This is a genomic window from Streptomyces sp. NPDC005485, assembly GCF_040606085.1.
In the GTDB taxonomy this organism is placed as follows: Bacteria; Actinomycetota; Actinomycetes; order Streptomycetales; family Streptomycetaceae; genus Streptomyces.
Map to the genome: position 1 here is coordinate 1 of NZ_JBEXDZ010000238.1, position 10,272 is coordinate 10,272.

Consider the following 10,272-nt stretch of genomic DNA (forward strand, 5'->3'; position numbering starts at 1 on the left):
GCGACCCCCGCGAACTCGCGGCGCACTGAGCCCGAGGGCTCCCCCGAACGGCCCCGGTCCGCGTGCACCCGCAGCGACGCGCGGACCGGGCGCCACAGCCCCCAGGCCCCGTCGCCCGCTCAACGGGAACTCCCGGTTCCCGTTGCATACCGGGATCAGGGTGTCACCCAGCGTTCACCCCCGCCCTGGGGAACGTTCCGTTCCGAGGCGCACTCTCCCGGTGTGAGACGTATCGCAGGGATCGTCCTGGCGGTGCTGTTGATGGGCGGAGTGGTAGCAGCCGTCGTCGCAGGCCGCGATGGTCAGGACAAGGGCACGGCAACGAAGACCGTGCAAGGAGTGATCGGATCGGAGAAGGCGGAGTTCTTCGCCGATCCCGACGTGGTGAAGGCCCTCGCTGCCAAGGGCTACACCGTGAAGACGGAGACCTCCGGGTCGTGGGCCATGGAGGGGTTGAACCTCAAGGGGTACGACTTCGCGTTTCCGTCCAGCAAGGCGCCCGCCGACGAGCTCGCCGCCAAGTACCACGTACGGCAGCCGTTGCCGCGGCCCTTCTACTCGCCGCTCGTCGTCGTGGCCCACCGCAGCGCCGCCGAGGTGCTGGAGACCAACGGACTGGCGAGCGCGGGCAAGGGCACCGGCACGCTGAAGATGGCCGAGTATTTGAAGGCGGCCGAGCACGACCGGACATGGCAGCAGCTCAAGGGGGCGGACAGGCACGGTGAGTTGAGCGGCACGCTCTACATCGCCAGCACCGACCCCCGCAGCTCCAACTCCGGCGCGCTCTACCTCGCCGCGGCCTCGTACGTCGCCGACGGCGGGCGCGTGGCCGCGGACAGCGCCGCGATCGACCGTACGGCGCCCCTGATGCGGAAACTGATCAGCGTCCAGGGGGCACAGCAGACCAGCACGGACGCGGCGTTCAGGGACTTCGTCAGCGGGGCGGGCAACCCGCTCGTCCTCGTGTACGAGTCGCAGGTCGCCTCGCTGCTCACCCAGGGCCGGCGCGTCGACGACCTCACGGTCCTCTACCCCGACACCACGGCGAACAGCGACCACACGGTCGTGCCGCTGACGTCGGAGGGCCGGGCCCTCGGTGAACTCCTCAGCACCGACCCGGTGTTGCGCAAGCTCGCCGTACGGCACGGGTTCCGGCCGCAGGGCGCGACCGCGGAGTTCACGACGGCCACCGCCGGCCACACCACGTATCTCAACCAGACGCTGACCGGCGTCCGGCAAGCGCCCGTGCCCGCCTCCAAGGTGCTGCACGAGATGGCGCGCCGGGCCGGGAATCAGTAGGGGGACAGCACCACATGACAACCGAGGACACCTTCACCCTCACACCGCCCGAGGCCGTGACGCCCGTGCCGCGCGAGAAGGCCGGGGGCCTGGTGCCCGTCGACCCGGCCGTGCACGACGAGATGGCGCGGCGGGCCGAGGAGTACGTGGGCGGGCTCGCCGCTCTGGACGCCCGCTCCCCCGAGTTCGCCGGCAAGGTCGGCGAGATCGCGGGCCTGGGCGCGGGCGAGATGCGGGGAGCCGCCGCGCAGACCAACCGCATGCTGGAGCGCACGATCCGCAGCCTGCCGGGCAAGGGCGAGGACGCCCAGTCGCACGTCGCGGGCTCACTCGTCGAACTCCGGCGCGTGGTCGAGGACCTGGACCCGCGGGACCTGTCCGCGAACAAGGGCCGCAAGTTCCTCTCCCGGCTCCCGGGCGGCAACAAACTGCGCGACCACGTCGCCAAGTACGCCTCCGCACAAGGCACGTTGAACAAGATCGTGGGCTCGCTGCGGGGCGGCCAGGACGAGTTGCGGCGCGACAACGCCGCGCTGGGCACCGAACGGGTCCGCCTCTGGGAGACGATGGGCAAGCTCCAGGAGTACGTCGTGCTGACCCAGGCCCTGGACACCGCGGTCGAGCAGCATGTCGCCGAGGTCGAGACCCAGGACCCGGCGCAGGCCGACACCCTGCGCGCCGACGTCCTCTTTCCCGTCCGCCAGAAGCACCAGGACCTGCTGACCCAGCTCGCCGTGTGCGCCCAGGGCTACCTGGCCATGGACGTCGTACGCCGCAACAACGACGAGCTGATCAAGGGCGTCGACCGGGCGGCCACCACGACGGTCTCCGCACTGCGCATCTCCGTGATGCTGGCCTCCGCGCTCGACAACCAGCGCAAGGTCGTCGACCAGGTCAACGCCCTGCGCGGGACGACGGAAGAGCTGATCCGGGGCAACGCGGAGATGCTCGCCACGCAGTCCGGGGAGATCCAGCGGATCGCCGCCGACCCGGCCGTGGGCGCGGAGACACTGCGCACCGCCTTCCAGTCGATCTACCGCACGCTCGACGCGATCGACACGTACAAGGCGCAGGCCACCGAGACCATGGCGGCCACGGTGGAGTCCCTGACGGCCGAACTCCAGCACGCGACCGGCTACTTGGAGCGCAGCCGCGCCCAGAGCGCCCTCGAAGGGGGCACTCCGTGAGACTGCGTGTCACCGCCCTCGCGGCCCTCGCCCTGCTGACGGCCTGCACCGCTGAGGGACACACCGGCCCGAACTCCTCCGGGGCCCCCGAGCCCGGCACCCTGCGCATCCTCGCCTCCAGCGAACTCAGCGACATGGCGCCGATCCTCGAACGCATCCGCAAGGACACCGGCATCAGGGTGAAGCCGACGTACATGGGCACCCTCACCGCCGTGGACCTGCTCGCCGGGGGCAGGGCGGACGGCGCGTACGACGCGCTGTGGCTGTCCTCCAACGACTATCTGCGGCTGCGCCCGGACGCCGCGAAGAAGGTGCTCTCCGAGACGCCCGTCATGTCCAGCCCGGTCGCGATCGGCGTCAAGCCGGACGTCGTGCGGGAGTTGGGCTGGAAGCCGGACCTCGTCACCTGGTCACAGGTCGAGAAGGCGGTGGCGGACGGGAAGCTGACGTACGGCATGACCGACCCGGCCCGCTCCAACTCCGGTTTCTCCACCCTGATTTCGGTGGCCTCGGGCCTGTCCGGCGCCCAGTCCGCGCTGACGGACACGGACGTGGACAAGGCGACCCCGCAGTTGAAGGCGTTCTTCAAGGGGCAGAAGCTGACGTCGGGATCCTCGGGCTGGCTGGCGACGGCGTACGAGCGCCGCGGGACCGTCGACGCCCTGCTCAACTACGAATCGGTTCTGGGGGGCATGAAGGGGCTGACCGTCATCCGGCCCCGCGACGGCGTCGTCACCGCCGACTACCCGCTCTCCTCCCTCACCGCCACCAGCCAGGACACCCGCGACACGGTCCGCCGCCTCACCGAGGCGCTGCGCACCCCGGACGTCCAGCGGCGGATCACCGAGACCACGCTGCGCCGCCCGGTCGTCGCCTCCGTCGCCCCGGCGCCCGGACTCGACACGAGCCGGCGTCGCGAACTCCCCTTCCCCGGCAGCCGATCGGTCGCCGACCGGCTTCTCGACTCGTACGAGAACAAGCTGCGCCGCCCGTCGCGGACCGTCTACGTCCTCGACACCTCGGGCTCGATGCGCGGCGACCGCCTCGACCGGCTGAAGAAGTCGCTCACCGACCTGACCGGCGACTTCCGCGACCGCGAGGAGGTGACGCTGATGCCGTTCGGGTCGGGGGTCAAGAGCGTCCGCACCCATGTGGTGCGCCCTCAGGACCCGAAGTCGGGACTGGCCGCGATCCGCAAGGACACCGAGGCCCTCGACGCCTCGGGCGACACCGCCGTCTATACGTCGCTGGAGAAGGCGTACGAGCATCTGGGCGCCGACGACGACACGTTCACGTCGATCGTGCTGATGACCGACGGGGAGAACACCAAGGGCGCGAGCCCCTCGGCGTTCGACGCCTTCTACGAGCGGCTGTCGGGCGGGCAGCGGGAGATCCCCGTCTTCCCGATCCTGTTCGGCGACTCCGACCGCGCCGAGCTCCAGCACATCGCCGAGCTGACCGGCGGCCGTCTCTTCGACGCCCGGAAGGGCTCGCTCGACGGCGCCTTCGAGGAGATCCGTGGCTACCAGTAGAAGCCCCCTGAGGTATCTGGAGTCCCGCAAGAACCTCACCGGCAGCGCCTGCGGGCTCGCGGGCCTCGCACTGACCTTCACCGGGCTCGCGGGCGCCTTCTGGCCCGTCGTCGTCGCCGGGCTCTACGGCGCGGGTGCCCTCCTCGCCCCGCCGGAGCGGCCGCCGCTGCCGGACTTCCCCGACCCGTCCGCCCAACTCGACGAGCTGCGGGGCGACTTCGCCACCTTGCGGGAGTACCTCGCCGGTGTCGACCTCCCGCCCGCCGCCGCGGGCCGTCTCACCGAGCTGACCGAACTCCTCACCGCACTGCTGGACCCCGGCTGGGTCGCCGCGGTGCTCGCGCAGGACCCGGAGGGCATCCACGCGCTGTCCCGTGCCGTGCGGCAGGACATCCCGGAGGCCGTCGACACCTTCGTACGCACCCGCTGGTGGACCCGGCTGACGCCCGGCACCGAACCGCCGGAACGCCATCTGGAACGGCAGTTGACGCTGCTGCACGAGGAGGCCGACCGGCTCGCCGTCGCGCTGCGGGAGACGGAGGCCCGGCGGCAGGAGTCGCACACGCGGTATCTGGAGGACCGGGGACGTTCCGGCTGACGCCGGTCAGTTGATGCTCGCCCCCACCACTGCCGCGACCACCACGACCAGCACGACGACGGCCACCAGGAGCACGGTCTTCAGGGCCCCGAACCGCTTCTCGGACGGTCCGGGTCGAGGGACGTCCGGCGCCGGTACCGTCCGGGGCGGCGGCCCGTTGAACACGTCGTGCCCGGTGAGCGCGGCCCGGGTGCACCAGGGGCAGTGCTGCAGATGGGAGCCGTAGGTGTGCAGCGGCCGGTTCGGGCAGACCCGCACCTGGGAGCGCTCCTTGTCGAGGGCGCGCAGCCAGGCCTCCGCCGGGGGCCTGGCCGCCGGGGAGAGGACACCGGCGCCGAAGGCGGCACGGGCCAGGGTGAGCAGGTCGGAGGGGAGCACGGTGGGGTCGATGGTGCCGCGCGGGATGACGACCAGCTCGGGGCGGACGACGTAGGAGCAGCTCGCGGCGATGTTGTCCTTGACGGTCGACTCGGACGCGCTCTCGTGCGGGACGCCCCCGAAGGGGTGGTTGCCGGCCGTCAGCAGCTGGTAGACGAGGATCGCGAGGGCGAAGTCGTCGGTGGCGCGGGTTGCGGGGCCGCCGGCCTGCCGCTCGGGGGACGAGTAGTCGGTGGTGTGCATCAGGCAGGGGAAGGGCTCGCCGGTCACCGGGTCGGTGAAGGCGATGGAGTCGCAGTCGAGGAAGGTGACGAAGCCGTTCGCGTCGACCACCACGTTGCTGCTGGAGAAGTCGCCGATGACGAGGTTGTCGTAGTGCATGCGGGCGGTCATGAAGGCGAGGTTCCAGGCGACCCCGAGCAGGAAGCGCCAGTCGGCCCGGTCGGGGAAGAGCTTGAGGCGCTGGGCGCGGGTGAACAGGCCGATGAGCTGGACGTGCTGGGGCTCGCCGAAGCGGCGCATGGCGTATCCGAGGAACTCGCCGTGCGCGCCGCGGGCGATCGCGGTGGGCCAGGCCAGCTCGGGCGGCTGGGAGCTGTCGGTGGGGCGCGCGGCGAGCGGGGACATGGTGAGCATCCGGGTCAGCCGGCGTTCCTGTTCGGGGCCCGGCGGTTCGCGGTAGAGCTTGACGACGATGCCGTCGTTGCCGACGACCGGGTAGACGGCCGCCTGGCCACCGCCCTTGAGGGGCAGCTCGGCGAGGGTGACGGGTTTCCCGTCGAGGTACACGGTGAGTCCGCTCATGGCCGCGCCTTCGGCGGCGCTTTGCGCACGGCCCTGAGCAGGGTCTTGTCGTCGGCGTTGAGCGCGGTCAGCCGGTCCGAGCGGAGCAGGGTGGCAAGGCCCTCGTGCGCGTTGTCGGAGACGGGTCCTGGGCTGTCGAGGGAGCGGAACACGGCGTCGACGAAGGAGGTGTTGGGGGTCTGCGGGCCGGTGCCGGGCCGGGCCAGCGCGGCCTGCGCGAGTCCGTCCGTGGACAGCAGGACGCCGTCGATGCCCTCGTCGGAGACGCAGTCGGTGTGCAGCCAGCGGGCCGCGTCAGGTGAGGTCAGAAACACCGTCTCGTTGCTGTACTCGCTGGCGGCGGCCGTCTGCGGCAGCAGATGGAACTGCCGCTCCCCGTCCTCCGTTCCCGCCCGTACGACGACGAAGCCGTCGCCGACGGTGAGATGGCCGAGCCAGCCCGGGGCGAGCACCACGACGGTCAGCGTGGTGGCGAAGTCCGCGGCGTCGGCGCCGGTGTGGTCGAGGAACACCTTGCTGACGTCGTGGAACGCGTCCTCCAGCAACTCGTGGACGGCCGCCCCCGGTTGGCATTCGGCGGCAGCGGAGGCCCGTCGCCCGAAGTGCTCCATGGCCAGGTCGACCGCGAGCCGCGAGCCCTCCTCGGAGCGTGGCCTGCTGCCCGCGCCGTCCGCGACGGCGAGGACCGCCACGGACGGTGTCGCCGTGTACGCGCAGGCGTCCTGGCAGGGCAGACCCTGGCGCCGGTGCCGGTAGCCCTCGACGCTCATGCCGTGGATCCGCCACGGCGAGCGGTGCGTGTCCGTCGCGGCCATCGGTCAGGTTTCCCAGGCCGGACGCTGGGTCTTGAACTGGCTGAAGATCTTCTCGAACACCTCGTCACCCGCACCCTTCTGCTCGGCGTTCGCGCTGGCGGACATCATCTGGAGCAGCTCACGGAACGGGAAGCCCTGCAGGCGGGCGTTGAACTTCGGCGCGAACGCCTGGAGCACCTGCTCCCCCATGTCGGTGATCCCGCCGACACCGATCGCGTACAGCCGGAAGCGGCGGGCGCGCTGCTCCTCGGCGAGCACCGGGATCAACCGGTGCCAGGAGTCGGTGAGATGACCGGTGCCGTCGGTCGGCAGTCCGTCGGTGACCAGGCAGATCTGCGGCCGGTAGTACTGGAGTCCGGAGGCGCGCAGCTCGGCCTTGCGGGCCGCGATGATGTGCATCGACAGCTCCAGCGCCTCCGTCATCAGGGTCACCCCGGCGGCGCCGAGCTGCGGCGGCTGGAACATGTGCGCCGGCAGGAAGGGGCTCACCGGGGTGCGCGGGGGCAGGAGTTGGGGACCGCGCCAGCAGCCGACGCCCTGTCCGCCGAAGGTGACGACGGCGACCTCGACGCTGTAGCTGAGGCTGACGTCGTCGTGCAGCTCACGGGTCCATTCCATGAGCGCGCTGTTGAGCGTCTGTATGGGTGGTCCCGCCATGGAGCTGGAGGTGTCGAGGCACAGCACGAGCGGCAGGCGCTGCGCGTTGTTCTCGAACTCGATGTCGGCGTACTCCGCCGGCATCGTGGGCGGGTATTCGCTGTGCATGGCTTCTCCTGGTGGACCGGTGCGTGGGCCGGGTGCGTGAGCCGGTGTGTGGACCGGCGTGGGTCCGGTGCGTCATCGGGTGGTCATCGGGCGCCCTTGGCGTGCCGTCCGGCGGCGGGCGGGAAGGCGTACAGGACGTCGGAGTCCCGCTCCCGTGCGTCGGTGACGTCGACGAGGCCCCCGGGTGCGGGCGGCGGCCGTCCGGGCTCGGCCCACACGGCCCGGTACAGGATGCGGTCCAGCTCGACATAGCCCTGGGGATGCAGTGCGGTGCGTACGGTCGCCGTGTGGGCCGGGCCCGTCCGGGCGCCGACCTGCCGTCCGTAGCGGGGCGCCGGCGCGACACGCAGGCGGGTGGTGCTCTCGTCGGCGCCGCCGGGGGAGGCGCTTCGTGGGTCGCTGCCGCGGGTGTGTGCGGTCGGCAGCGCGCCGATGCCGGTTGCGGCGAGGGCCCGGCGGGGCGCTGCCGGGGCGCGGGAGCGGTGGACGACGGCAACGAGCGCGGCGAGCAGGACCACGAGAAGGGCGCCCATTCCGCCGATGAGCCAGTCGGGGACGCCGTCCCCGTTCGAGGTGCCGCTCTTGCCGTCCCCGGGTTCCCCGTTGTTGTGCTGACCGGACGACGCGGTTGCCGTGTTGCCCTCGGCCGGCTTGTTGCCGGAGTGGTCGCCGGTGATGGAGTACGTGTGGGTGGAGAGGTCGCCGGTGTTGTACTTGCCGATCAGGTCACTGCCCTTGAGCGGGCCTGTCTGCCGGCCTGCGACGGCCAGCAGGTCGCACAGGTCCTCGGTGCTCTTCGGGTCGCAGACGCCCAGGTCCTCCAGTTGCTGCACGGCCGGCCGGTGCAGCCGTTCGATCACGGCGTCCGGGTGCACGAGTCGCTCGCTCGCCATGACGAGCAGCGCCGTTCCGCCCTCGCCCGTGGACCGCTGTCCTCCGGGCACCTGGACCACCAGTCGTGCCCGGTACTTCTTTATCCGCTCCGCGACATCCTTCGGGACCTTCTGGCCGCCGAAGTCCACCGAGTCGTTCAGGTTGACCATGACGGTTCCCTCGTGGATCCGGCTTGACCAGCAGTCGAGCCGCGCCGCGAAGTCCCCCGTGCACGTCGTGTCGTCGACCGCGCCCGCGGATCCCACCGGCACCAGCGCGCACAGCATTCCGAGCAGCACCACGCAGTACAGCGAACGCTTCATGGTCAACCCCCCGTGGCCCAAAGGCGCACCCCCGTGGCCCTGAAAGGCACTCGCCCAATAGTGGCGGTAATGGGTGGGCGCCCGGAAGGGGTTTGCGCCCACCACGGCTTTCACTTCTACAACTTGAACACCTGGTGGCAACGGGAGAACATCTGTCGCGCCCGTTCCACCCAGTCAGTGGCCAAGGCATCGAAATCCGTCTGGGTCATCCGGCAGGTCAGCGGCAGGTCGCAGACCCCGGCGAGACAGGGGCGCGGACCTCTTACGTCCCACACGGAAAGCATGGGGTTCAATTGTTCGGTATTCCATGCGTTCGACGCGGCAGCGGCAATGGCGAGTTGGTCCTGACGCAGGTAATGGCCGTCCGTCGCGAACGCGACAAGGAGCCGTTTGGTGGTCATGAATCGCACCGTGACCATCCTTCCCGCCTCCTGGAGATCGAATTGCAGGGAGACGGAAACGGTGTCGTGCGCGGTGTGGTAATTCCTCCGGGCCACCCAGTTCTGGACCAACTGCCGCCAGTGCGTGCCGATTTCGAGGACCTGACCGGGAAGGGGCTCAGCGGTCGCCACGGCTCACCGCCTCGGCGACCATCGCGTCGGTCAGCCCGGCGTCCAGCAGCGCCTGGGCGTGCAGCAGCAGGCAGGAGGAGACCGAGACGCTCGTACTCACGTTGCGGCGGTAGATCAGCTCCTTCGTCTTCACCTTGATGCTCCGGGCCACATTGGGCGGCGGCCAGGCCGCGGTCTTGGGGTGTTCGTCCAGCAGCTCCGCGAGGAGGTCGTCCAGGAGGGGCCGGTCCTCGGGCCGCTTGGCCAGGCAGTGCGCGATCACGTCGCACAATCCCTGGGGTACGCCGTCGAGTTGGGGCTCCTCGTGCGCGACCCGGTAGCGCACCGCCTCCCCGCTCCCGTGCGGTGGGCGGCCCGTGAGGGCGTACACCAGCACTCCGCCGAGCGAGAAGACATCGCTGGGCGCGCCGACCCGGGCCCCGGTGACCTGCTCCGGCGACATGAACGGCGGTGTGCCCACCACGACGCCGACCTGGGTGAGGCCGGGCGTGCCGTCGACACGGGAGATACCGAAGTCGATGACGCGCGGACCGTCGGAGGCGAGCAGCACGTTCGCCGGTTTCAGATCGCGGTGGATCACATGGGCGGCGTGGATCGCCTGGAGCGCCTCGACCAGGCCCGCGCCGAGCCGGCGCACCTGGGGTTCGGGCAGCGGCCCGTCGGTGCGCACCGCCTCGGCGAGCGAGGGCCCGGGGACGTACATGGTGGCCAGCCACGGCAGTTCGGCCTCCGTGTCCGCGTCGACCACGGCCGCGGTGTACGCGCCGCTCACCTTCCGCGCGGCCGCGACCTCGTGGGCGAACCGCGCCCTGAACTCGGCCTCCGCCGCGAGCTCCTGGCGCACCACCTTGACCGCGACTTCCTTGCCGGCCCGCGTACGGCCGAGATACACCCATCCCATCCCACCGGAACCGAGCCGCCCCACGATCTGGTACGGACCCACCTGCATGGGATCACTGACCGGTGTGCGCACCCCCGCTCACCTCATTTCGGCTTTCGCTGCACGATGTCAGGAGTGTCCCGCGATTCTCCGGCTTTTTCAGCCAGTCGGGAGCCCCTTCAGCCCTCCGGGCAGCCGAAAGAGCCGGGGGGCCCCCCCCCCACGGGGGGGGGGCCCCCGCCCCGC

At 71.0% G+C, this 10,272-nt stretch carries 10 protein-coding genes; 4 read left to right on the top strand and 6 right to left on the bottom strand.

Annotation, left to right across the window (positions count from 1 at the left end; genetic code table 11):
- Positions 1-222: 222 nt before the first annotated feature.
- Genes ABZS97_RS41600 through ABZS97_RS41615 form a run of 4 tightly spaced genes read left to right on the top strand, consistent with a single transcriptional unit; the run spans position 223 to position 4,616 of the window.
- Positions 223-1,299, top strand: a complete 1,077-nt coding sequence (locus tag ABZS97_RS41600; protein WP_356148167.1) for a substrate-binding domain-containing protein — start codon at positions 223-225, stop codon at positions 1,297-1,299.
- Positions 1,300-1,313: 14 nt separating this feature from the next.
- Positions 1,314-2,486, top strand: coding sequence for a toxic anion resistance protein (locus ABZS97_RS41605; RefSeq protein ID WP_356148171.1), 1,173 nt, complete (start codon positions 1,314-1,316; stop codon positions 2,484-2,486).
- Positions 2,483-4,018: a substrate-binding and VWA domain-containing protein gene (locus ABZS97_RS41610; RefSeq protein ID WP_356148174.1), complete on the top strand. Its 1,536-nt coding sequence runs from the start codon at positions 2,483-2,485 to the stop codon at positions 4,016-4,018. Before ABZS97_RS41605 ends, ABZS97_RS41610 begins: the two co-directional genes overlap by 4 nt.
- On the top strand, positions 4,005-4,616 hold the full coding sequence (locus ABZS97_RS41615) for a hypothetical protein (protein ID WP_356148177.1): 612 nt from the start codon (positions 4,005-4,007) through the stop codon (positions 4,614-4,616). The genes ABZS97_RS41610 and ABZS97_RS41615 overlap by 14 nt, the downstream gene beginning before the upstream one ends.
- 6 nt (positions 4,617-4,622) lie before the next feature.
- Here the strand turns inward: ABZS97_RS41615 and ABZS97_RS41620 are convergent, their stop codons facing one another.
- The 6 genes from ABZS97_RS41620 to ABZS97_RS41645 form a co-directional block, all read right to left on the bottom strand.
- Entirely contained in the window at positions 4,623-5,798 is a 1,176-nt protein-coding gene (locus ABZS97_RS41620) for a hypothetical protein (protein ID WP_356148180.1), read from the bottom strand.
- Positions 5,795-6,613 (bottom strand): PP2C family serine/threonine-protein phosphatase, encoded by an 819-nt coding sequence (locus ABZS97_RS41625; RefSeq protein WP_356148183.1) that lies wholly within the window; start codon positions 6,611-6,613, stop codon positions 5,795-5,797. The genes ABZS97_RS41620 and ABZS97_RS41625 overlap by 4 nt, the downstream gene beginning before the upstream one ends.
- A gap of 3 nt (positions 6,614-6,616) precedes the next feature.
- The gene (locus tag ABZS97_RS41630) at positions 6,617-7,378 is read right to left on the bottom strand and encodes a hypothetical protein (RefSeq protein ID WP_356148188.1); all 762 of its coding nucleotides are present in this window, start codon (positions 7,376-7,378) and stop codon (positions 6,617-6,619) included.
- An 83-nt stretch (positions 7,379-7,461) separates the two neighbouring features.
- Entirely contained in the window at positions 7,462-8,574 is a 1,113-nt protein-coding gene (locus ABZS97_RS41635) for a hypothetical protein (protein WP_356148193.1), read from the bottom strand.
- Positions 8,575-8,690: 116 nt separating this feature from the next.
- Positions 8,691-9,146 (bottom strand): hypothetical protein, encoded by a 456-nt coding sequence (locus ABZS97_RS41640; RefSeq protein ID WP_356148200.1) that lies wholly within the window; start codon positions 9,144-9,146, stop codon positions 8,691-8,693.
- Positions 9,133-10,095, bottom strand: a complete 963-nt coding sequence (locus ABZS97_RS41645; RefSeq protein ID WP_356148203.1) for a serine/threonine-protein kinase — start codon at positions 10,093-10,095, stop codon at positions 9,133-9,135. The genes ABZS97_RS41640 and ABZS97_RS41645 overlap by 14 nt, the downstream gene beginning before the upstream one ends.
- Between the last annotated feature and the right edge of the window lie 177 nt (positions 10,096-10,272).